This is a genomic window from Rhodoferax sp. (assembly GCF_023700745.1).
GTDB lineage: Bacteria > Pseudomonadota > Gammaproteobacteria > Burkholderiales > Burkholderiaceae_C > Rhodoferax.
Genome location: NZ_JAMPYG010000011.1, coordinates 1 through 19,986, shown reverse-complemented (window position 1 = coordinate 19,986; position 19,986 = coordinate 1). Strand labels below are relative to the sequence as shown.

The 19,986-nt window shown below is 59.1% G+C and carries 24 protein-coding genes; 13 read left to right on the top strand and 11 right to left on the bottom strand.

Annotation, left to right across the window (positions count from 1 at the left end):
* Positions 1-146 precede the first annotated feature (146 nt).
* The 3 genes from NDJ10_RS09985 to NDJ10_RS09975 all read left to right on the top strand — a co-directional run bounded on the left by NDJ10_RS09985 (position 147) and on the right by NDJ10_RS09975 (position 1,990).
* Positions 147-449: a histone protein gene (locus NDJ10_RS09985; RefSeq protein WP_296161707.1), complete on the top strand. Its 303-nt coding sequence runs from the start codon at positions 147-149 to the stop codon at positions 447-449.
* 1,161 nt (positions 450-1,610) lie between these two features.
* A complete protein-coding gene (locus tag NDJ10_RS09980; protein ID WP_296161706.1) occupies positions 1,611-1,787 on the top strand; it encodes a hypothetical protein in 177 nt (58 codons plus the stop codon).
* Positions 1,788-1,789: 2 nt separating this feature from the next.
* A complete protein-coding gene (locus NDJ10_RS09975; RefSeq protein ID WP_296161705.1) occupies positions 1,790-1,990 on the top strand; it encodes a hypothetical protein in 201 nt (66 codons plus the stop codon).
* Here NDJ10_RS09975 and NDJ10_RS09970 read toward each other — a convergent pair.
* Positions 1,950-2,216: a hypothetical protein gene (locus NDJ10_RS09970; protein WP_296161704.1), complete on the bottom strand. Its 267-nt coding sequence runs from the start codon at positions 2,214-2,216 to the stop codon at positions 1,950-1,952. The genes NDJ10_RS09975 and NDJ10_RS09970 overlap by 41 nt on opposite strands.
* A gap of 122 nt (positions 2,217-2,338) precedes the next feature.
* On the opposite strand from NDJ10_RS09970, the gene NDJ10_RS09965 reads away from it, so the two are divergent.
* Positions 2,339-2,878: a hypothetical protein gene (locus NDJ10_RS09965; RefSeq protein WP_296161703.1), complete on the top strand. Its 540-nt coding sequence runs from the start codon at positions 2,339-2,341 to the stop codon at positions 2,876-2,878.
* Between the two features lie 87 nt (positions 2,879-2,965).
* Complete coding sequence (locus NDJ10_RS09960; RefSeq protein WP_296161702.1) at positions 2,966-3,550, top strand: hypothetical protein; 585 nt, start codon at positions 2,966-2,968, stop codon at positions 3,548-3,550.
* 130 nt (positions 3,551-3,680) lie between these two features.
* On the opposite strand, the gene NDJ10_RS09955 is transcribed toward NDJ10_RS09960, so the two are convergent.
* Complete coding sequence (locus NDJ10_RS09955; protein ID WP_296161701.1) at positions 3,681-3,902, bottom strand: hypothetical protein; 222 nt, start codon at positions 3,900-3,902, stop codon at positions 3,681-3,683.
* A gap of 464 nt (positions 3,903-4,366) precedes the next feature.
* Between NDJ10_RS09955 and NDJ10_RS09950 the strand changes: the two genes are divergently transcribed.
* The 4 genes from NDJ10_RS09950 (at position 4,367) to NDJ10_RS09935 (ending at position 6,650) form a co-directional block, all read left to right on the top strand.
* Positions 4,367-4,948 (top strand): JAB domain-containing protein, encoded by a 582-nt coding sequence (locus NDJ10_RS09950; RefSeq protein ID WP_296161700.1) that lies wholly within the window; start codon positions 4,367-4,369, stop codon positions 4,946-4,948.
* Between the two features lie 268 nt (positions 4,949-5,216).
* On the top strand, positions 5,217-5,525 hold the full coding sequence (locus tag NDJ10_RS09945; protein ID WP_296161699.1) for a hypothetical protein: 309 nt from the start codon (positions 5,217-5,219) through the stop codon (positions 5,523-5,525).
* The gene (locus tag NDJ10_RS09940) at positions 5,522-5,854 is read left to right on the top strand and encodes a hypothetical protein (protein WP_296161698.1); all 333 of its coding nucleotides are present in this window, start codon (positions 5,522-5,524) and stop codon (positions 5,852-5,854) included. Before NDJ10_RS09945 ends, NDJ10_RS09940 begins: the two co-directional genes overlap by 4 nt.
* Positions 5,855-5,939: 85 nt before the next feature.
* Positions 5,940-6,650 carry a hypothetical protein gene (locus NDJ10_RS09935; RefSeq protein WP_296161697.1) on the top strand — a complete coding sequence of 237 codons (711 nt, stop codon included), beginning with the start codon at positions 5,940-5,942 and terminating at the stop codon, positions 6,648-6,650.
* A 42-nt stretch (positions 6,651-6,692) separates the two neighbouring features.
* On the opposite strand, the gene NDJ10_RS09930 is transcribed toward NDJ10_RS09935, so the two are convergent.
* Positions 6,693-7,118, bottom strand: coding sequence for a hypothetical protein (locus NDJ10_RS09930; protein ID WP_296161696.1), 426 nt, complete (start codon positions 7,116-7,118; stop codon positions 6,693-6,695).
* A gap of 544 nt (positions 7,119-7,662) precedes the next feature.
* Here NDJ10_RS09930 and NDJ10_RS09925 point away from each other — a divergent pair.
* The gene (locus tag NDJ10_RS09925) at positions 7,663-8,733 is read left to right on the top strand and encodes an MBL fold metallo-hydrolase (RefSeq protein ID WP_296161694.1); all 1,071 of its coding nucleotides are present in this window, start codon (positions 7,663-7,665) and stop codon (positions 8,731-8,733) included.
* Between the two features lie 228 nt (positions 8,734-8,961).
* Here the strand turns inward: NDJ10_RS09925 and NDJ10_RS09920 are convergent, their stop codons facing one another.
* Positions 8,962-11,442, bottom strand: a complete 2,481-nt coding sequence (locus NDJ10_RS09920; RefSeq protein ID WP_296161692.1) for an AAA family ATPase — start codon at positions 11,440-11,442, stop codon at positions 8,962-8,964.
* Between the two features lie 313 nt (positions 11,443-11,755).
* Here NDJ10_RS09920 and NDJ10_RS09915 point away from each other — a divergent pair, with 313 nt between their 5' ends.
* Together NDJ10_RS09915 and NDJ10_RS09910 are read left to right on the top strand one after the other, a co-directional pair.
* Positions 11,756-12,040 carry a DUF6516 family protein gene (locus NDJ10_RS09915; RefSeq protein WP_296161690.1) on the top strand — a complete coding sequence of 95 codons (285 nt, stop codon included), beginning with the start codon at positions 11,756-11,758 and terminating at the stop codon, positions 12,038-12,040.
* Positions 12,037-12,390, top strand: a complete 354-nt coding sequence (locus tag NDJ10_RS09910) for a hypothetical protein (protein WP_296161688.1) — start codon at positions 12,037-12,039, stop codon at positions 12,388-12,390. The genes NDJ10_RS09915 and NDJ10_RS09910 overlap by 4 nt, the downstream gene beginning before the upstream one ends.
* A 112-nt stretch (positions 12,391-12,502) precedes the next feature.
* Here NDJ10_RS09910 and NDJ10_RS09905 read toward each other — a convergent pair whose 3' ends face one another.
* The 7 genes from NDJ10_RS09905 to NDJ10_RS09875 all read right to left on the bottom strand — a co-directional run bounded on the left by NDJ10_RS09905 (position 12,503) and on the right by NDJ10_RS09875 (position 18,984).
* The gene (locus NDJ10_RS09905; RefSeq protein WP_296161686.1) at positions 12,503-12,679 is read right to left on the bottom strand and encodes a hypothetical protein; all 177 of its coding nucleotides are present in this window, start codon (positions 12,677-12,679) and stop codon (positions 12,503-12,505) included.
* 82 nt (positions 12,680-12,761) lie between these two features.
* Positions 12,762-14,123 (bottom strand): metallophosphatase family protein, encoded by a 1,362-nt coding sequence (locus NDJ10_RS09900; protein ID WP_296161683.1) that lies wholly within the window; start codon positions 14,121-14,123, stop codon positions 12,762-12,764.
* 74 nt (positions 14,124-14,197) lie between these two features.
* Positions 14,198-15,502 carry a hypothetical protein gene (locus tag NDJ10_RS09895; protein WP_296161682.1) on the bottom strand — a complete coding sequence of 435 codons (1,305 nt, stop codon included), beginning with the start codon at positions 15,500-15,502 and terminating at the stop codon, positions 14,198-14,200.
* 153 nt (positions 15,503-15,655) lie between these two features.
* Positions 15,656-16,111, bottom strand: coding sequence for a hotdog domain-containing protein (locus NDJ10_RS09890; RefSeq protein ID WP_296161680.1), 456 nt, complete (start codon positions 16,109-16,111; stop codon positions 15,656-15,658).
* Between the two features lie 172 nt (positions 16,112-16,283).
* Positions 16,284-17,489: a DUF1173 family protein gene (locus NDJ10_RS09885; RefSeq protein WP_296161679.1), complete on the bottom strand. Its 1,206-nt coding sequence runs from the start codon at positions 17,487-17,489 to the stop codon at positions 16,284-16,286.
* Positions 17,490-17,595: 106 nt separating this feature from the next.
* Entirely contained in the window at positions 17,596-18,558 is a 963-nt protein-coding gene (locus NDJ10_RS09880) for a site-specific integrase (RefSeq protein ID WP_296161678.1), read from the bottom strand.
* 177 nt (positions 18,559-18,735) lie between these two features.
* Complete coding sequence (locus NDJ10_RS09875; RefSeq protein WP_296161676.1) at positions 18,736-18,984, bottom strand: AlpA family phage regulatory protein; 249 nt, start codon at positions 18,982-18,984, stop codon at positions 18,736-18,738.
* Between the two features lie 276 nt (positions 18,985-19,260).
* Here NDJ10_RS09875 and NDJ10_RS09870 point away from each other — a divergent pair, with 276 nt between their 5' ends.
* Complete coding sequence (locus tag NDJ10_RS09870) at positions 19,261-19,767, top strand: DUF6444 domain-containing protein (protein WP_296161674.1); 507 nt, start codon at positions 19,261-19,263, stop codon at positions 19,765-19,767.
* Positions 19,768-19,986: the final 219 nt, after the last annotated feature.

Sequence of the window (19,986 nt, the reverse complement as noted above, 5' to 3'; positions counted from 1 at the left end):
GTCGGCCAATGCAAAGACTATCTACCAGCTGGATTGAATCCATGTCAGTCTCCATAGACGACACGTAAATTCCAGAGCATCAAAATATTGAGGGCAATACTTGCCTGGCAAAAATAGATTCGCCAGATAACAAAATAGGAATACAAATGGCAACTGCGAAGAAAGTGGCTCCCAAGGCTGCGACGACAACAAAGAAGGTAACGGCTCCCGCGAAGGCGCCAAAACCCGCTGCGAAGGCCCCTGTGTCCAAGACAACCAAGGCCATTGCCAAACTGACGGCAAACATCAAGCTGACCGAGCGTAAAAACAAGATCGCAGCCGAAATCAACGCCCTGCGTGATCAACGCACCGCACTGAAGGTTGCGCCTGTTGTTGCAGCGCCCAAGGCAACGGTTGCTCCTAAAGCGGCGGCCTCCGCCAAGAAGGCAAAGCGGACTGCGAAGAATTAATTTGGATACGCGGCTCTGTTGCCCAATATGAAAGGCCCCTCGGGGCCTTTTCTTTTGGTGCGCCCAGCATGGGCGCACTCCTGCGGGTGCAAGTCCCGCCGTAAGTTGATCGCGACGAACGAAGTGAAGCGCAACTGCATGAGGGTGACCGAGTGTGGGAAGGAGGCGTGGAGCATAAATTGCGAGCTGATGAACAAGAACCGGATAGAAGGCGCTGCCAAGCAGGGCGAGCGGGCCAGAAACCGCGAAGCTCTCGTGATCAAGGCGAAGTGGCGTAGATCCGGCGGTTGTGCAATGAAGGAGTGCGTTCTTACCTAGGGAGATCTCGCCTTGTGCCTGAAAGGGCGACAGCGCAGGCTGGAGCGAGAAGTCAGCAAAGGTCGTAGTAGTTCGAGTCGGTGGCTGATGAGGCCAAGCCAAAAGGACGAAGGACCGAACGAGAGTGAGTGATTGAGGACATGCAAAGCTGTAAGGTCATGCGTCAGATGCCGGGGCAACCCGGGCGGGTGGGGAGGCGGCACGGTGAAGCCGGGCCAGAGACTGCCAGTGACGAAACCGGAGGTACGTTGCATGAACACCCGGACACAGGGTCGGTATCCGTCAATTAATCTGTCGAGCTTGTCATGCACCACCCAAAAGCACCCAATGTTGCGGGCGCTTCGGGGTGGTATCGCCCCGTCTGTTGCGGCACATCCTTGATCACTCGCCGCCTCCCGAGCCACACTGCAAGGGCTATCCGTGGGCATCGCGCCTGTACAGCCTTCATCAGAGGATTCCTGTCCTCCTGAAGTCCAGTCTGACTGGCGTCGCAGTCGTTACCTGCCTTTGAAAGAGTCCGGGCTTTCGCCTGGTCAGGCCATACGCTTTATGCGCATGGCTTCGTGATCCGTTCAGCCCCAGGCTGACCACTGTGCTTGCCGTTAAACCCTCGGGCTTGACGGCATGCAATGCCGTGCGCGGTGACATCTTGCATGTCATTGCAGTTCGGCATCGATAGAAGGCTCCCGTTCGAAAGAACCGGGGGTTTTCGTTTTCATGGCATACCGAAAGGTGTCGCCACCAAGCTGCTCGGCCATCTATGGCCCGAGCATTCCCGAACGGGGAACTCCAAGTTCCCCGCCGGGGATGGGTGTTCCCCTTCTGACCCTGAAGGAGAGCACCATGTTCGCAGTCCCTGTGAAAAGAGAAACGCGCCCCATTGGCGTGCTACTGGGAGGATCCGGCCTTGCCCGGATGCTCGCGGTTCGCAAGCCAGTGGTGGCCGCATTGTTGAAACCGTACCGGTCTGTTTCCGAACAGAACGCATCGGTTGTAGAAGCCTGTGCTTCGGCAGTCTGACCATGCTGGCCAGTCTTTACCGCAAGCGCGTAGCCGCCATGGCGATTCAACTCGCCAAGGATGACCCACAACTGGTCAAGGAAGTGATCGCTCGGCTGAGGAAGGCTGGGGAGATTGAGCCCGACGATCTGGTCTACCTGGACCAAATCGCCGACCGTTGGATCAGGATTGCCCGGGAGAACCGGCAGAAGGCAAGTCGCTGACCACCAGGTCCAGCGATGCGGGCAGTCGCACGCCCTTGGCCTTCGCCATCTCCAGGACGATCTTGTCCAGCAGATCAGGACGTTCGTCGGACAGCGTCTGGGCCCACCGGCCCAGCGCCTGTTCGATGTCGTCCTGTGTTCGCGTCCCTGCGAAGTCGATACCGAGTGATCGGTAGTCCTCGACTTCGTTGGGCGTGAACCTTACCGCGCTGCCTGCACGAAACATGGTGTGGGCCTTTCCTGTTTGTCACTGAGCTTATCAGTGGCATGTATCTTCGCAAGCCCTCGGGGAGTCCACCGTCTCCCCGCCGGGGAAAAGGTGTTCCCTCTTTCATCTGGAGAAACACCATGTCCCTTGAGAAACCCCATCCTCGCACGAAGCGCCCCAGCATCGAGCACGAGGAAGAAAGAGCCTGGGTCAGCTTTTACAAGCGTGTTGGCAACGACCTTGCCCTCGCTACCGAAGTGCTGGCCCAACTGGATTCCGATCCCGACATGAAGCGCTCCCATCTGGCTTTGTACCTGTGCTGCAAGGAATCCTTGCGCACGCACAAGGTCCGACAGGCGCGCAACAAACGGATTGGGATGTTCGTACGCTGGTTTTGCGGTGGGCTGTTCACGCAGCTGTTCGTCCAATGGCCGAACGCATGGCGTCGAAGTCTGCGCCAGAGCGGCGACATCGTCGTCGAGTGCCTGCCCGAGACCGGCAGAGATGTCGGCAAAGAGCCTGCCATGGCCAAAGCCAGGCAGTTGACCCAAGAGCCCACCTTTGCCACGGCGCAGGCGGACTTCCGTCAACAGAGAACGGGCGAGCCGGCAGAACCTGCTGCTGCGACCGCGCAGGCCAGTGATTCGGCCCCTTCCCCGGCTGCCCGCAAGGCGGCCTGATTTGTCAACACCTGTGGGCTGCACGTCAACCCATCCCGTCGACTTGCCTTGGGGCTTGGCGGCATCCCTTTTGAAAGGAATTCATCCATGACATCCATTGCTGATACCCTGCGTGCCATCGAGGCACGCGCTGAACGCGCCATCGTCCAGGAATTGCGACTCATGACGCAGGAGATCCTCGCCATGCGCACCCTGCTCGTGCTGCAAGACCGTAACCACGCTGACGCCCTGTTGCTGAAACTGGACCGCCTTGCACAAGACCAGACGGTGGCACCTGTGAGTGCGACTGAGACGCCTGTCTTTCTGATGCCAGACTTGCGTCTTGATGACATTCAGGCGCTGGCGCCTGTGGCGTACAAGGTCCATTTCTATAGCCGTGCGTGCGGTGATCTGGAAGACGTCGTGACGCTGGAGGCCTTCGACGCTGGCGTCCAGTTGGTTCTTGATCGCCTGGATGCCCATCGCGGACATGCGATCGAAGCCAGTTGGACCAACGGCAGAGGTGCCCTCAAAGTGCTGACGCCAACGGGTGCCGCGCTGGCAACCGTTGAAGCGGCTGATGTCGTTGACGTTTCGGTGGATCCGATCGTCAAAAAAGTCTGCCAGGCAATGCAACTGGGCGATGCTTCGCGCATTGAACAGCTGTTCGGCCTGATGCTCAAGGCCGCCTGAAAGTGTCCCGTACCCGGCGTATCCCTGCTACGCCCCGTGGAACCTGCCTTGCCCTTCGGGGTGGGGCAGGCTCATCTTTGATACTGAATTGCGATGAGCGCGGACTGGCAACACCACCCAGCCACCATCGCTATGCGACCTGGCGGCACTGCCGGTATTCCCGGTCAATCAGCCAGTGGACAAACTCCGTTTGCTCCGAAACACCCCAGTAATGCGCTTTGCACCGTGCGACATAGGCCTCCAGGTCGCCCAAGGTGCGAATGTCCACCGGTTCGATATCGGTGATCTTGGTAAACACTTCAATTTCCTTGCGGGTCAGGCGAATCTGGTCGTTGAGTCGAATCATGGTCATACCCCATTCAATGGGTTTTTCGGGTATCTTGGCCGAATCTGACGCGCATGTCTCTGGTTTTACGGGGTGGGCTATAAAGATATTTCCACCGCGACCACAGTCACAGGTCAGTGTCACGCCACTGCGAGTGGCGCCCCATCTGGAACAACCCGTCGCGCCCATGCAACGCATCCGATGACAGTCAGTCGCCCCCCGGAACACACCACCCAAATCTCTCCGGCTTTGGTGACATTTACCGGTGGTGTAGTGGCGGCCATCCTTGAACCCCGCCCATCACTGCGCCAGACTCTGCAGGTGATCTCTGTGCACTCCATCGTGGGGTGCTCATCCGGTCTTTGCCGGCGTCGCAGTCGACACCTGCCTTACCAACCGCGCATGCCCTGGCATGCGCATCCCGAGCGGGAACCTTGTTCCCTTCGGGATCGGCGTTTCCGCTTTTCTGTTTAACCATAGAGGAGAACGCCTTGAATCCATCCTTTCTTTCCCGCGCCGATCTGGTCCGAGAGTTGCTCGCGCCGCCGACCCGGGATTTCATTGCAACCGCGCCCCACGTAGGTGATAGTGAATCAGCCTACCAAGGGGTAGCTGCCAACGATTCTGTAGTCAGCCGCAAACTCGGTGTGGCCCGCGAATTGCTCTTACGTGACCTGCAAGCGCAGATGTGCACTGGTCCGGTCATGGGTACGCCACAGGTGCTGCGGGATTGGTTATGCCTGCACTGTGCGAACCTGGAGCACGAAGTGTTTCTGGTGCTGTACCTGACCGCCCAACTCCAGTTGATCGAGGCCGTCGAACTGTTCCGAGGCACTTTGACTCAGACCAGCGTTTATCCGAGGGAATTGGTCAAGGGTGCGATTTCCCGCAACGCCGCTGCCGTGGTCGTTGCGCACAATCATCCCAGCGGCCATGCGGAGCCCAGTCGCGCAGATGAGTTCCTGACGCAGACGCTGAAGCAGGCGCTGAGCCTGGTGGACGTGCGCGTGGTCGACCACATGATTGTGGCGGGCGGCACGGTACTCAGTTTTTCCGAACGCGGTCTGATCTGACGCCTTGACCTGAGTGTCCGTCAAGGAATTCTTACCCCGAGGGGCTCACCAGCCTCGCGGGGTTAGTGAGTCCTTCAATGTCATGAAGGAGAAACGATGCCTGCATCTACACCACCCCATTGCCCCGTCTGTTTGGACTTCGGGGCCTTGCTGGGCCAACTCGGCCCATTGCGCTGGTTTCGCTGCCGCGCCTGCGGCATGGACTTCAGCCGTTCGTCCCGTGCCCGCCGTGCAGCGAGCCCATCACCCCAACCCCAAGGAGTCCCCCATGGATGAATCCACTGTCACCAGCTTGCGCCAGCAGGCCGAGCCCCTGGCGGCACTGTCGAGTACGCACCTGACGCCAGCCACACGCCTAAAGTTGATGGGCAACGACCTCTCGGTCAACGCCTACCCCACCGCACATGGCGGCTTTGTCTATGTCGGTTCGCCGCGCTACGACATCCCGACGGAAGCCGACTTGGCGGCCGTCTTTGAAGTGGCGGAACGGGCCGGTATCGTCTGGCTGAAGTTCGATGCCGATTCGGCCGTCATTGATGGGCTTCCGGTCTTCGGCATCCCAGGAGAGGCGTTGTGAGTCAGCATTCTGTCCGCACGCGCTACCAAGGCGACGAAGTCGTGGTGATCGCCGGCTATGACCGACCGCTGAACGATCTTTTCCTGCAGGTGCTGAGTCATCAACACGCGAGCGTTGCAGCGGAGGAATGTGTCCTCTACAGCAGTCTCCATGAGCCCCAACGCGACTGGACCGATATCAACACGGTGTCGGACAAGCTGATTGAACTGGGCATCGAGGTACCCGACAGCTTGTTGGAAGCCGTGTACCTGGACCAGTTGTTCCATGTCGGCAACCGCATGGTCCGACACCACATTAACCAGCCACCCGAGGTGCTGCTGGCCGGATGAATCTTATCGGCCACCACAAGGTGGTCTCAAGTCACTCAGGGCGTCGCGCTGTAAGGCCGACGCCCTGTTTCTTTTGGAGCAAGATATGCAAACTGACAACATCCTGCTGGGAAAGGAACGTTCGACCCAGCAGGTTACCCTCAACACCGAGCAGAAACTGTACGTGATCGCCACCGACTATGGCTACAGCTGCTTTGGTTTCGACAATGCCCGCGATCATGCGAATCAGATTGCGCAGCGCCTGAACCGAGCCGACTTGTTCTTCACCCCGAACGATTACGCGGCGCTCGCCGGGTACAAGAAGTACGAGGATGCGGTTTCGGCGTGGTCCCGCTCAGCCCTGACCCGTCAGACCTACTTTGACCCGGGAACGGATCCCAAAGCTGCTGCCGTCCTTGAATCTCGGCGTCGGACAGGCGATAAAGTGCGGCTCGTGTTGGGCAACACCCTCACTGGAGAACCGTGGTTGAATGAATATGACGTGGTCGGCAAGATTGGCCGCTCAGGCGGTAGTCTCAAAGTCCCTCTGCTGGTAGAAGAAGGCGAGTCGGGCGGCGGTTCCATTCTCACGGCTTGCGTGCTGAACATCATCGACTGGAAATCTGGGCGGACGCTGTACCGTCACTCTGCCTACCGGGAGCCAGACCTCAGCCTGCAGCCATCGGACACCCCAGAGCGCCCTTGGGCCGTCATTCATCTCAATGAAGTGATTGCCCAATTCAAAGACATGGGCAAGGCCTGCGCCTACATTGCGTTCATGCGGGGAGAAACGATAGAGCCGCGGATTTTTCAGTAGCGCAATAACAGAGCAATGCCCGACAAGCCACTCGTCATCGAGTCACACCATGGTGGGTACCGGTTCGTCGAGTGGTGGCGTGCGAAAAATCTCCTGCGACAAAGGATGCTCTGCCAAATAGATCGGAAGCTCTTCCGCCGCCCATGGCACAAAAACAATGTCGGTAACCCCTGCGCTGGACACGATCTTGTCCAGCTTGTGGGGGTCAACGAAGGCAGCCACGACCGGACCTTCCAGCTTGCGGAGTTGGATTTTCTCGGTCAGCAGGTGGATCGTGATCCCTTTCAGGTCCAGCTTGTTGTCCCGGTCAAGCACCTTGACCACGCTGTCGCCGAAGACGGTGCGCACAACGCCGTCCAGATTGCTTTTGTTGTGGACCGCCAAACCCATGTTCGCGCTATTGCGCTGTCGCATCAGCGCGCTGCAGTGGAGGAATGCAGCGCGCAGGGCCGCTTCATCCGGCCCCATGGAATGGGTGTGAAATCGTTCAGGTGTCAAACAGGCTCCCTTGTCATCGCGATGTGCTGATAAATTCTTTGTGCGTATTTTGCCAAAAGTGAAACCAAGCCTGAAGTTGGGATGTCGCATCAAACGGTCAGGCATTGCGCCGCATGCGCTGACTTGATCTGCGCATCCAGGTCAATCACCACATCGGCCATGGCCGTCAGCTCTGGCCTCTGTGAAACAAAAAACTCCCGTTAATAGCCGCCCAGACGCAAGACTTCCCGTTTCATCGCCATGAACATGCGTTTGCGCTCAGAATCCAATGGTCCATCGGACTCATCAGAGAATAGCGTGGCATAGCGCCGCCCAGAGTTTAGGACCAGATACAGGCCACTGCCCGCGTCAAACACTCGTTATGCCGAGTCACCCAAGGCATTGGACCGCTTCTCTCCTGCGGGAGCGCACTCGCTGAACCACCACTGCCCCCTTCGCAATGGATGCAAGGACACTGACGTACCAACACAGGTACTATTGCCCTTCTGATAGATTCTTGCGAAAGTCGCCGCCTATGACTGACATCTCGCTTCAACGCGACAGGCTTGAGAAGCCGACACTCATTTATCCATTCGCATCGCCGCCTGAAGCTGGCAAAGTGATCGCGATCGCGCCCGGCGTGGTCTGGATGCGCATGCCACTGCCCATGGCGCTCAATCACATCAATGTCTGGGGGCTCGAAGACGACGATGGCTGGGCCGTGGTTGACACCGGCATGCGTACCGACGAAACCGTGGCGGCATGGCGCGATTTATTTGCCAATGCAAACGAACAGCGCCCTTTGACGCGAGTTTTTGGCACCCACATGCATCCAGACCATATCGGACTGGCAGGCTGGCTGACGCGAAAATTCAACTGCCGTCTGTGGATGACCCAGCTGGAATACCTGAACTGCCGCGTGTTAACTGCCGACACGGGCCGCGAGGCGCCCGAGGATGGTGTCACGTTCTACCACAGTGCTGGCTGGAGCAGCAGTGCCATAGAAAACTACCAGGCCCGCTTTGGTAACTTTGGCAAATATATCCATGCCTTGCCTAACAGCTATCGGCGCATCCAGGATGGCGAAGAGATCAGGATCGGCGCCAACACCTGGCGCGTTATCGTTGGCACCGGTCATTCGCCCGAGCACGCCTGCCTGTACTGCGTCGATCTGAAATTATTGATCTCGGGTGACCAGGTGTTGCCCCGCATCTCCTCCAATGTATCCGTCCACCCCACCGAACCGGACGCCAACCCCATGCGTGCGTGGCTGGAGTCATTGGCCAAGATCAAACGCGAGGTGCCCGACGATGTGCTTGTCTTGCCATCTCACAACGACTGTTTTCGCGGCCTGCACGCCCGGCTGCACTACCTGGCAGCATCGCAGGAGCGCACACTGGACCGTTTGCGCCACACCCTGAAAGAACCCAGGCGCGCGATCGATGTGTTTGCCGCCCTGTTTGGGCGCAGTATCGGCGAGACCGACGGCAGCCTGTTGAACCTGGCCACGGGCGAGAGCCTGGCCTGTCTGAACTATCTACTGCATCGCGGCGAGGCAAAAATCGAGCTGGATGAGACCGGTGTCGCCCGGTATCAGATGCGCTGATCGACGACTTGGGAGCCTGTCAAATCCTGACTGCGCTGGTCGACCACTACTTCGCGCTTGGCAGGAAAGCCGGATGCAGCTGAAGCGACGTGAACGCGAGATCGCCCAAGTGCATCGCAACATCAAACCGCAGGTGATCTCGATTCAGCACAGACCGCTCCGATGGCGACACAGACGGGAAGCACAACACGCGCGGGTATCGGTTGACCCGCGTAGGCCCGGAATGGTTCAGACTGCAGCGGCGACACATCCTGACTCCCGGGCCCCGACTTTCAACGTATCCAGATCGATCACAGCATCCGCCATCGCCGTCAGTTGCGGCGTCTGCGAGACAAAGAACTCGCGTTCGTAGCCACCCAGGCGCAATACCTCGCGTTTCATCGCCATGAACATGCGCTTGCGCTCTGGATCGAGCGCGCCATCCGCCTCGTCCGAGAACAGCGTCGTATACCGCCGCCCCGTGTTCTGCGCCAGGTACAGTGCGATCGCGCGAGTCAGGCAGACCTCCACGAACGTGCGTTCGCCGCCGCTCATCAGGCCCACGCTCTTGCTGTCGTCGGTCTCTCCATCGTGTACCACAATGTCGAAGCCTTCCTTCTGTTCGCCCTTGGCAGTTTCCAGCAGGGTGTGGATGGACACCGTAAAGCGCGGCCCATAGCACGCCAGCAGCAGGTCGTTGGCCAGTACCGACAGCGCTGGGCCGGCGTCATCGATCGCCAGCGCGATCAAGCCGTCGTTGCTCATGCAGCGCGCGAAGAGGTTCCAGTTGCCCAGTTCGCTTTCAACATAGGCCCTGCGCGCATCGACCTTTTCTCGCCGGGTGGCCAGTGCGACCGACTGCTGCAACAGTGCTTCCAGATTCTGCGCGTCCCGCACGGCCGCCAGGTGTGACTGTTCGGTTGAAGCCACCTCAGCGCGGGCATCCGACAATGATTTCGCGGCCTGGACCAGCCGTTGCTCGTCATACGCTGTCGGCAGCGCCGCAAGGGCGTCATCCAGGCGAGCCAGCGCCGCACTCGATTGCCGAACTTGCCGCTCCGACTGTTCCGCAATCGCTCGCCGCGACGCAGCAATCTGCTGGCGTTCGGTCCGTTCCTCAGATGTCTCGGCGCCGTTGGCTGCTACGTCGCTGTGCCCCAGCGCAGCCAGTTCCTGTGCAATATCGGCCAACGTCATCTGCGCCTGTGCACACTCTCCGGCCTTCGCGACCAGCACGGACAGACGGGTAACGCGGTCTCGCGCAATGGCTTCGAGGTGCTCGGCCCATGCCAATGCCCGTGGTGCCCCCATCAGCGCCTCGCTCTGTCGGCGGACAGCGGCCAGGTCGCGTTGCGCCTGCGCCTTCTCCTGGGTCAGGTGGACGATCTGGGCCCGGGCGCTGGGAACCAGAGCCTGCGCCTCGTGCGCATCGCCGAGCAACCGGCACCGGCCCTGCAAATCGGTTCCAGCACAAGGCACCTCCCCGGTCAGTCCGAACCGATGGACAAGCTCGTCGGCCTTGAGTACGGCCTGGCCCGCATCCCGCTCGATGCTGGACACCTTCTGTTGGATCAGGCGCTCAGTTCCCTGGCTCTGTGTCAGCCGTTGCGCTTGCAGGCGGCACGCACCGGTGCGCACGCTGCGCAGGGACAGCACCCGCTCGGCCAACGGCAGGCGCTTGCCCGCACGCCGCACCGCGTCGGCCCCGGCGAGTATTTCCAGACATCGCCGCCGCGATTGCGCCAGAGACTGACGCCGGGTACGCTCTTGCTGCACGCGGTCGGCAATGCGCTGATCCAGCCGTTCGAGACGCAGGCCCTCTCCCTTGTCCTGCGCCTTGAGCGCGCTTTCGGTCTGCGAGCCAACGTCGGCCACGGATTGGCGCTCGGCCACCAGTTGAACGCGACGCGCCTCGGTGGCCCGCGATTGCTCGCGCCCGGCCATCAACTGCGCATGTCTTGCTTGGGCGGTATCGAGCACGTGCTGCGCCTCCAGGCGCACCGCCAGCCCCTGGGTAACCCGGTCAGCCGCGCTGCCGAGCCGATACTGTTCGGCGCTCAGCTGCTCACCCTCCACGTCCAATCCGGCCATTTCCTGTCGGATTGCCATGAGACCGGCCTTGAGCAGCCGAGCCGTCTCCGACGCTTTCTGTCCCAGGGCACGGATTTCCTCCTGTCCGAGCAGGTCGGCGAGCAAGGTCTTGATTTCGGCGTTCCGGTAAGTGTTGAGCTGCCGCTTGCCTTGGGCCGAGAACACGGAAGTGAAGAACGTCTCGGCGCTACCGCAGACGTTTTCTACGCAGCGCGTATAGGTCTCCACCTTGCCATCGGACACCGTGCCGTCGTCGAGGCGCATTGGCTGCCAGCGTCCGCTGTCGTCGAGCACGTGCAGGAAGGCTTCGGTCTTGCGTCGGCCGTTGAGCCGAATGACCACCTGCGAACGGTAGCTGCGGCCTTCGTGCGCCCAGGTCAGGTCTTTCTCGTTTTCGGGTAGATAAACATGGTCGTAGTAGGAGAAACCACCCGACCCCGCCATCGCTGCGCGGCTCGGCAGCGTGGCAAACGGCGAGAGGTTGTCCATGATCGTGGTTTTTCCGCTTCCGTTTGCACCGGCGATGGCGATCAATTCGGCGCCGTCAGCCAAGCGTTCAAAGTCCAGCGTGAGTTCATCGAGACCCAGGCCATCGCGGATGCCGCGAAAGCCCTTGAGGGTGAGTGAGAGAGGTTGCATGGTTGGCCTTAAAAGTGAAGGTCCGATCAGAATCTCATGGGCAGCGGTTTTATCAAGTCCAATGATGGCGGAATCGGGGGCCTCGGACTGCGCCGGGTCGAGGCGTGACCTCGGCAAAAATCTGCAAGGGGCCCTCAACAGCCAGAGGTATTGACGGAAAGTGGGCGCTCGTCATTGAACGGAGCTGCACAAGGCGTCGGCCGGCCGATAAATTGACCAATAAAGACTTGCACGCCCTACCCCTGGGCCAACTGGCTCCCTTGCATCCCTCGAAGTATTGACCATCGGCCCTGTTGTTGGCATAATTGCCAACATGCAAGCGCGATTGATTACCAAGTTCAAGAACATCACACCCGAAGGCGGGGTGATTGAACTGGTGGTCTGGAAGGTTCCTGCGCCGGTGCCGCCCACAGAGCATGGCTACAAATACCGGGCGGTGTATGCCCTGAATGGCGTGCGCGTTGTTGGCTTTGACAATGAGCGTGGCAAAGGTGACCACTGTCATCTCGACGGACAGGAGTTTCCGTACGCCTTTGTCGGTGTAGATCAGTTGGTTGAAGACTTTATTGCGGCAGTCGCCGCCCGGAGAGCACCATGATGAATCGTTACCTCACCATCACCATGCAATCGGACTGGCAAGCTGCTTTGCGCGCGTCGGGGCAGTTAGCCAAGGCCGATACCTATCAAGGCGAAGTCTTAAACTTTGAGAGCCCTGGTCACTTCTTCGGTCAGCTTTCTGAGAAGCGCTGGGAGATTGTCCGGGCTTGTCAGGGTAAGGGTGAACTATCGGTGCGGGAACTGGCCCGTGCAGTGGGGCGCGATGTGAAGCGCGTGCATGAGGACGTGCTGACGCTGGCTGAACTAGGCCTGGTAGAACGTACCGAAAGTGGCGGCGTGGTGTGCCCCTTCACCTCCATGCACATCGACATGTACCTCAAGGCGGCTTGAGCGGGCAACCAAGACACTGAGGAGGGAAGTTACGGTTCGCATGCGCAGCATGTGTCGGTGCAATTCTGAGTCGGCCCACAGGTGACAGATGTCCTGTGTTGACACACCAAAATCAACATAAGGGATGCATATTGTCCATAACGGTGGTCTTGCCCCGCCCATTGGCGCAAGCGATGGCGACCAGCTCGGCGCCATCGGCCAACCGTTCGAAGTCCAGGCTCAGTTCATCACGCCCCAAACCATCGTGGATGCCCCGAAACCCCTTGAGGGTCAGTGAAAGTACTTGCATGATCGTGCTCCATATAGAGGATGGAACCAGTCTCGCGCACGATGGGCTTTGTTCAAGTCCATTCGCGCCTTGGGTGGCCCCGTCAGAACAACAGTGCGGACTCCGCTTCTGCGTCTTCGGTCAATGACAACTCCGTCATGACTTCCGCTGCGGGCACCGCAGTCCAGCACAGGATTCGCTCGGCAATCGCTTCTGGCGTCTGACTTGCCAGCACCTGAAGGCAATCGAGCAGCGGCTGGGGCTTCGCTTCAGTAGATGTGGCCCAAGCCCGCACCTTGTCCGCGAGGCTGGCAAGTTGGGAGATTCCCGCCGCCCGTGTGCGCACCACCGGCACGATGCGTCCTTCGAGCTTGACTTCCGCTGCGCCCGCCAACAGTGCCTGCATCGCCGTGCGGTCCACTTCGTGCCGATCCTCGTCGGCCACGGTCCAGCGCACCCGAACGAAGGCCCCGGCAATGCCTTCCCGCTCGACTGCTTCACGCAGCCCGGCCAGATCGGGCTTGCCTTCAAACACGATGTCAAGGGTACGGCGCGCCGGCGTGGGCTCCAGCGTGAAGCGCACCTCGCCCGCGCCGATGTCCCATACCAGGAAGCCCTTCTCACCCTCCTCGCCGTAATGAAAGCGCCCGATGGAGCCGGGATAGGCGATGCACTGATGTCCCGCCCTGCCCTCAAACGCCGCAGTCTTGTTCTCCCAGGCCTGATGCCGGTGAATGTGGCCCAGCATGAAGGCTTGAGCCTCTGCGGCAAACAGCGCGCCGGTTGTGAATTCGTGGTCAAAGCCTGCCATGGGCACGCCATGCTCTGAAATGCAACCAAACACCGTACCGTGCGACACCCCGATGGTGGGCAGGCCCTGTGCACGTGCCGCCTGGTTGCTGGCTGCGAACCCACGAAGCAGCAGGGCAAGATGCTCCCCCACAGCTTCTGCCGCTGAGCTGGCACCCACGGTGGCCGCCACAGCCGCCTTGTTCACCGTTGGCACGCAAGAAAACAAGGCCCGCAACCCAATAGGCAGGACTATGAACTGCCAGTCTTCCGACGCCACCCAACGCCCGTCAGCCGTGAGCCCCACCTGACCGATCCGGTCGGCGACGTGCACCGGGTAGCGTCCACCCAACAGCCGGAACATAGACAGGGCGCCTGGCGGTTCATGCGAGAACGTGCCCTGCAGCATCAGCACCGGGCAATGGTCAGCCAGACGCCGGATGTTGCGCGCCAAGCGCTCCACTGCGGGTGAATGCAGGTCCAGCGCATGGTCCGTCGAGTCGCCGGACACGACGGCAGCGTCGACCTTCAAAGCGATGGCGCGGTCCACTGCATGGCGAAAGCACCGGTCAGCCTCGACCAGATTCTTGGCGCTGTAGTGAAGATCAGAAAACTGGGCAATACGGATCATGGCGAACTCCTGAACGGGTGTCTGGTAAATATGTGAAGGCTTCAACAGCTTCCCCTTGATTTCCAAATCATCAAGGGCGTGCTCGGAGCCAAACGCGGTCTTGACGGACTCCTGCCCGCTCACGCCCGCCCCCGTATCGCGCAGTCGATCTTGTCGAGATAGCCCTTCGGGTCGTTCCGATAACGCTCCAGCTCGTCATAAGCGCGTTGGCGACCGAAAGCATTCAAGCGCCAGCCAGGGCCCCAGCGCTGGTTAGCGTAGGCTTCGTACTGGGTCCGATCGATGCCATACGACTTGGCCCGATCACTGACCTGTTCGAACGTCGGCCCTTTCACGGCGATATCTTTCCAATCTACCTTGTCATCGGGTTGGCTATCGGCTGGCTCTGTTGCTGGGGACATCTGATTGGCAACTGCAGCGCCGTCTTCCAGACCCTTGGCACCTTCCAGCACCTGAACCGCCTGCCGAGCCTGCACGATGACAGCACCTTCATCCTCGTTGTGGCGTATCAACGCCGTCACATCGACGGGGGCTTCCAGATCAATGATCCATTGCGGCACCCGCACCGCTCTGCCCTGTTCGTCGATACGCGCCACCTCCATCAGCTTCTTGGTCAAATAAAACGGCGTGCGCTGGCTATCCAGAAAACCCGAGATACGCCCTCCGCGCAGGAAGCTGATGGTCTCGAACTTCTGGATCGCCATGTTCATGGCGTAAAAGCTGTTCGTATGCAACTCGAAGGCGCTGATCGAGCGGATGCCCGGGATGAAAAAGAGGAAACGCCCGGTCAGGTTGCACTGGCGAAGTTGGTATTCACTACAGGATTCCGGGTCACACAAACCACCGTTCTGCTCACGCAATATCGTCTTGCGCCCGCCAAACAGACGAATCACCCGCTTGCCGGTGTCATCAAACGGCACGGATGCATGCTGCTTGCAGTAGCGCACACGGCCATCCGGCGAGTATTCAGACCAGTTGCGCTTCTCTGCCGCACCCCAGGCCGCCAGTTCGTGGGGCATCACCACCTGCCAAAAGTCGGAGGGAAATACCACCGGAAAACGGTAGAGGCGTTTGATGCCATCACCTCGGTCTTCGCTGTGAGCCTCCAGAATCTGGCGGGCGATCTCTGGGTTAGAAAAGTCCTGGCCACGAACCGTGAACCAGGACACGTTCTTGGGGATGAGCGGGGCTTTCAGCTGGGGCAGTGCTGCGGCAAGCGCCTGTTCAATTTGGATAAACGATTCGCCCTCCGCCATGCCCCGCTCGTAAATAGCGCGGGCATCGGGGTGTGCGGCCGCCTTTGCCGTCAGAACTTTAATACCGGCGCGGATTTTTCCGCCGGTAGGAATCCGTGCCAGGCCTTGCCCGAGCACGGTGGGCAGCGTAGCCTGGCTGCCATTGACCTTGACCACTGCATTCGACATGGATGCACTCCTTCATGAATCGCGAAAGAATTCGCTGATTCATGCTCTCGTGCAAAACGGCTGTGTCAACCGGCTTGTCTGACGTGGTGGGGCGCAAGCAGCGCCCAATTCATCGATTCGTAAGTAGACACCTGCTCCCGGGCTGTTCTGCCTCTATGAAACGACGTCAATCTTCAGAAGATCGTTTACCTTGGTCGCAATTTTTGACTCCATCGATGCACGGTCTGCCGCCACCAACGTCACCTTGCCATCGCAAACGAGTTCATGGTCGTCGTAAGCCCTGATGCAAAACGTGGCGCTACGCTGGCCCAGCCGTTCTACCCAGCCCTGCAGACGAATCGTTGCGCCGGGCGGTATCGGGCCACAATGCTCAAGGTGAATGGTTCGACCGACAACCACCTCCGCCGAAGGATCGATCTGCAGCTGCATCTCCCGGATGCAAATTGACTCGACAACCGCGATCAGGTACCCGGTGGCCAGACACTCGATGAGCGTCTCGGCATAGTGTTTCCCATGCGGTAAACGGGTGAACAGTGAACGTGCCGTCTGATCGATTGGCACGGTGTAGGTCTCTTCGAAACATATCTCGCTTACCTGTTGGTGATTCATAAAGTGCTGTCGGGTTGGTTGGGGTTGCATTGGCAACCGAAGCAGCACGATGTTCACGGATGTACAGGAAACGCTCCAGAAACAAGCAGCGCGAAAAAAGCGATGTTTCGGCATCGGCTGAAGCACTACCTACGGCACAGCACGACCCGATGCCCGGGAGTCTGCCAGCGCGCTATGGACGCGCTCGGGCTGGCAATTCCGGCATCGATTCATTCGTGCGCCATATCCACTGCGTGTCATCGCCAGATTTCAGAGCAAGTGCCTTGGCCGCTTGTTCTTTCGGATCCAAATAGGCGCTGACCACATGCAAGGGAACCGGCGACGCGCCTGCGTCCAACAAAAGAGCATTCGGAAAACTTGCTGCACTCCTGGCGTCGTAACGCAGGGGTTTGACGAAACGCCGCTGCTGATCCACCAGGGCTTGGACCAAGGGCAACTCGTGAATACCTTCAACCGGTATCCAGTGCTCGCTGGTCAGCATCAGGCTCGCAACATCGATCTCATAGGTATGCTCGCGGCGTGCACGAATCAGGGCGACCACCATCAGCCGCACCTTCTGGCCCACGTCGGCATCCCGCGCTTCAAACAAAGGGGCAAACACCCGCTCGATCCGTTCCCAAGCCTTGGCTGCCATCAACAGCGGCGCATCCGGCATGTGTTTGATCCACACCCGGCGCCCCAGTGGCGTCACATCGCTCGCCTTGAACTCGCCGATCACCAGCGCCAACGGGTTTAGACCCACCCGGGGCCGCAATACCGCCAGCTTCTCGCGACGTCGCTGGGCAGTTGCGGCCTTGCCGGCTTCACTGAAGGGCTCGGGCACATACAGCCTCTCAGTCAGCGCCACGCCTTTGACCACTATGCTTTCGGCAGCCTCCTGCAAGTACTTGTGCAGCACACCCTGGTTGCGCTTGCCTTCCATGGCCGGACTCCAACGATTGAATCCCGCGCGCTCGAACAGGAAATGCGTCAACGCCCGCAGGCTCATGCGCCGGCGTGGCACTTCCACCTCGGACGCGTCCTGCGACTCGCCGCGTGGCACGCCTCGTCCTGTGGTCCTTGTCCACGGAAAATCAACTCGCAGCTCTATGGAACCCAACTCGGATTCAAGCACCGCTTCGCCAACCAATTCGCCCAAACCGGACTGCCGGAATTCAGGTTCGTAGGATGGGCAACCAGGGTGGTGCTGGCTTCCCGTTTCTGGCATGCGTTTGATCACAAACTGCCGGTGGTGCGCCACGTACATCTCCACGCCGCCCGGCACGCACAGGCAGCGGGGACGTTCTGGTGTCTCGTGAATCTGCGCGAGTGTCGCTTGCAACTTTGGGTCGTCGACGCCAAGAATGCAGCCCTTGATGGAGAAACGCTGAATGTTCATGCTTGACAAGCTCCTTCGCCACCACGTTGGATCGCCTAGGGCCTATAGCACCAATGAATGCAAGGTCAAATGCAACGAGACTTCGACACTGAATGAGCCCGGTACCTCAGATCAGTTCGTCAACAAGATCATCAATGGTTGGCTTGGGCCGAGAAAGCAGCGCACGCACGGCGCTGCGCTCGCTGATACCCAACAGCAGTCCGACCTGGTCTTCATCGGCACCGCGTTCATACAGTCGGGACACCACAGTACGTCGTGCTGATCGTGCAGACACGTTTTTGATTTCGGCGTACCGGAACAGCTTGTCATAGGTCTCCAGGATGGGGCGGCATAGAAAGCGCAATTGCCCTTCTTTTCCATAAGGTGTAATCCTGAAACCTTCACCCGTCGCGGACAGGAACAGGCGGCTGCCGGGATCGAGACCTCGGAAAGTCTCGGCCGTATGCACACCCAAGTTCAGTGCCAGCCGCTCCTGCAAATAGAGCGTCAGTACCTCGTCAAGTCGAGTGCTGGTGAAATACAAAGACCGGGGTTTCTTGGTGATGGCCACTTCAGCGCGCAGCTGCGATTCCCGCCGCACGCGGCCGTCAGCATCAAGGTAGTCCCGCACCTCCAATCGAGCAATCTCCAGAGGCCTGGCTCCTGTGGCAAACAGCAAGTAGAACAGTGCAATGTCATGCCAAGGCCGACTGCTTCGACCCTTGATGCGCAACACTGCCTGCGCAATTTCCTCGCTAGAGAGGATGCGGGTATCATGAGGCCTGCCAGCTGAGCCTGGCTCGAAAGACTCCAGCGCCGTCAGAATAGCACCCCGGTGCATGCGAAGACGGCGAACAAAAGCGGCACCTTCCTCGCTGAGTCCCTGAATTCCCACCACCTTGCTCAACTGAGCCGCAACAACTTTGATACGTCTTTCGACGGCGGTACGCGATTTGCCAAACCTGGCGGCGACAACCTCATATGTCTCGCCGCTGATCACTGCTTTGAGCATCCCAACGGATTGCATTGCCGTTTCGTTTTCGCCGGCCATGTCTTGATTTCGATCATGTGGTTTGGTGTTTTTTCTCATACAGATTACGCCTCCTGATTTTTTTGATGCTCAACCTTTTCATCTGGAGTCGCCAGGCCAAATTGCCAGGAAAGATGGGGGATTTCGGCGCCACCCCGAGCTCGGCGCCAAACCCTCGGAGTCGCCCCGCATTCCCCAAGGCACGGCACGAGCGTCATTCGTTGGGCGCAATAGCAGTCATTGTCCTTGCTCAGAAATCCAGCGCCGAACATCCTCGGCACGCCACACCGTGGCGCGAGCCGAAAGTTTCACGGGCCCCGGAAAGGACTTCGCTTGGATACGTCTCCACAAAGTAGACTTTGAAATGGGAACGAACACCAACACTTGCGGCTGCCGCAAAAAGCCGGTCTCTGGCAATACTGGCACAGGCGATGAAATGGAAGAGGTCACCGCAGTGGCGGTGGAAGACGAAATTTGTTTTGGCATGATCTGGCCTCTTCACGGTATGTGCCGTGGAAGGACTTGACCCGCACTGTCACGGCTGCGCTAGGGCAGGATTGCGCATGCCGTTGAGGCTGTAAAAAAACTCCCGCAGTCAGGCAATCCCGTCATCGCGTGCGGCAGAAGAAATGTTTGCAATTTATCGCAATTGTTGTAACTACTCACCCCCCACCTTGAGGCGATAGTCGATAATCCAACGCAATACAAAACCCATCAAGCCTGAATCAGTTAAGCCATGCCGAGAACGGTGCGCTGATTTTGATGCTGCAAGAGCAGATCACTGTATTGCAGGAAGCCGTCAAGCAGTTGCAATCGCAACGCAAGATGAATAGTCGCAACTCCAGCAAGCCCCCATCAAGCGACGGCATGAACAAACCCGCGCCGAAGTCCTTGCGTATTGCAGGTCAGAATCCAACGGGTGGACACAAGGAACACCCGGGTAACACATTGTCACAATGTGTGGCACAGCCCGACGAAATCGTTATTCACGACGTACCAGACCATTGCCAAGCGTGTCAAGGCAAGCTGCCGTTTGCGTATGTGGCTGAAACCCGCCAAGTCTTTGATTTGCCGACCGTGACATATGAAGTCACCGAACACCGCGCCATGCGATCGATCTGCAGTTGTGTCCATGTGCATACCGGGGAGTTCCCTGACGCAGTCAACGCCACAGTGCAATATGGCCCACGCGCACAGGCCGCCATGGTGCACCTCAATCAAAACCATGCTGTGTCAGTGCAGTGCACCGCAGCGCTAGAAATTGAATAAGCAGGGTGCTCTCGGCAATCTGGACTATTTTTGATGCCCCAGCACCGAGAGACGAACATTTGGCGGCAAAAATCACCTAATGTGCATTAGACTTCGATCTGGGGGTGCTTGTTAGTACCTGCTTGCGGAATGAACCAATTTGTCAACGCAAGATGCTATGGGCGATGACCAACTCATGCAGCTCTTGCTCAATAGAAGGAGAGAACCTGTGACCGTACT

Coding starts and splice junctions, on each gene's coding strand:
- NDJ10_RS09985 (WP_296161707.1), top strand. CDS start 147: ATGGCAACTGCGAAGAAAGTGGCTCCCAAGGCTGCGACGACAACAAAG.
- NDJ10_RS09980 (WP_296161706.1), top strand. CDS start 1,611: ATGTTCGCAGTCCCTGTGAAAAGAGAAACGCGCCCCATTGGCGTGCTA.
- NDJ10_RS09975 (WP_296161705.1), top strand. CDS start 1,790: ATGCTGGCCAGTCTTTACCGCAAGCGCGTAGCCGCCATGGCGATTCAA.
- NDJ10_RS09970 (WP_296161704.1), bottom strand. CDS start 2,216: ATGTTTCGTGCAGGCAGCGCGGTAAGGTTCACGCCCAACGAAGTCGAG.
- NDJ10_RS09965 (WP_296161703.1), top strand. CDS start 2,339: ATGTCCCTTGAGAAACCCCATCCTCGCACGAAGCGCCCCAGCATCGAG.
- NDJ10_RS09960 (WP_296161702.1), top strand. CDS start 2,966: ATGACATCCATTGCTGATACCCTGCGTGCCATCGAGGCACGCGCTGAA.
- NDJ10_RS09955 (WP_296161701.1), bottom strand. CDS start 3,902: ATGACCATGATTCGACTCAACGACCAGATTCGCCTGACCCGCAAGGAA.
- NDJ10_RS09945 (WP_296161699.1), top strand. CDS start 5,217: ATGGATGAATCCACTGTCACCAGCTTGCGCCAGCAGGCCGAGCCCCTG.
- NDJ10_RS09935 (WP_296161697.1), top strand. CDS start 5,940: ATGCAAACTGACAACATCCTGCTGGGAAAGGAACGTTCGACCCAGCAG.
- NDJ10_RS09930 (WP_296161696.1), bottom strand. CDS start 7,118: ATGGGGCCGGATGAAGCGGCCCTGCGCGCTGCATTCCTCCACTGCAGC.
- NDJ10_RS09925 (WP_296161694.1), top strand. CDS start 7,663: ATGACTGACATCTCGCTTCAACGCGACAGGCTTGAGAAGCCGACACTC.
- NDJ10_RS09920 (WP_296161692.1), bottom strand. CDS start 11,442: ATGCAACCTCTCTCACTCACCCTCAAGGGCTTTCGCGGCATCCGCGAT.
- NDJ10_RS09915 (WP_296161690.1), top strand. CDS start 11,756: ATGCAAGCGCGATTGATTACCAAGTTCAAGAACATCACACCCGAAGGC.
- NDJ10_RS09910 (WP_296161688.1), top strand. CDS start 12,037: ATGATGAATCGTTACCTCACCATCACCATGCAATCGGACTGGCAAGCT.
- NDJ10_RS09905 (WP_296161686.1), bottom strand. CDS start 12,679: ATGCAAGTACTTTCACTGACCCTCAAGGGGTTTCGGGGCATCCACGAT.
- NDJ10_RS09895 (WP_296161682.1), bottom strand. CDS start 15,502: ATGTCGAATGCAGTGGTCAAGGTCAATGGCAGCCAGGCTACGCTGCCC.
- NDJ10_RS09890 (WP_296161680.1), bottom strand. CDS start 16,111: ATGAATCACCAACAGGTAAGCGAGATATGTTTCGAAGAGACCTACACC.
- NDJ10_RS09885 (WP_296161679.1), bottom strand. CDS start 17,489: ATGAACATTCAGCGTTTCTCCATCAAGGGCTGCATTCTTGGCGTCGAC.
- NDJ10_RS09880 (WP_296161678.1), bottom strand. CDS start 18,558: ATGAGAAAAAACACCAAACCACATGATCGAAATCAAGACATGGCCGGC.
- NDJ10_RS09875 (WP_296161676.1), bottom strand. CDS start 18,984: ATGCCAAAACAAATTTCGTCTTCCACCGCCACTGCGGTGACCTCTTCC.
- NDJ10_RS09870 (WP_296161674.1), top strand. CDS start 19,261: ATGCTGCAAGAGCAGATCACTGTATTGCAGGAAGCCGTCAAGCAGTTG.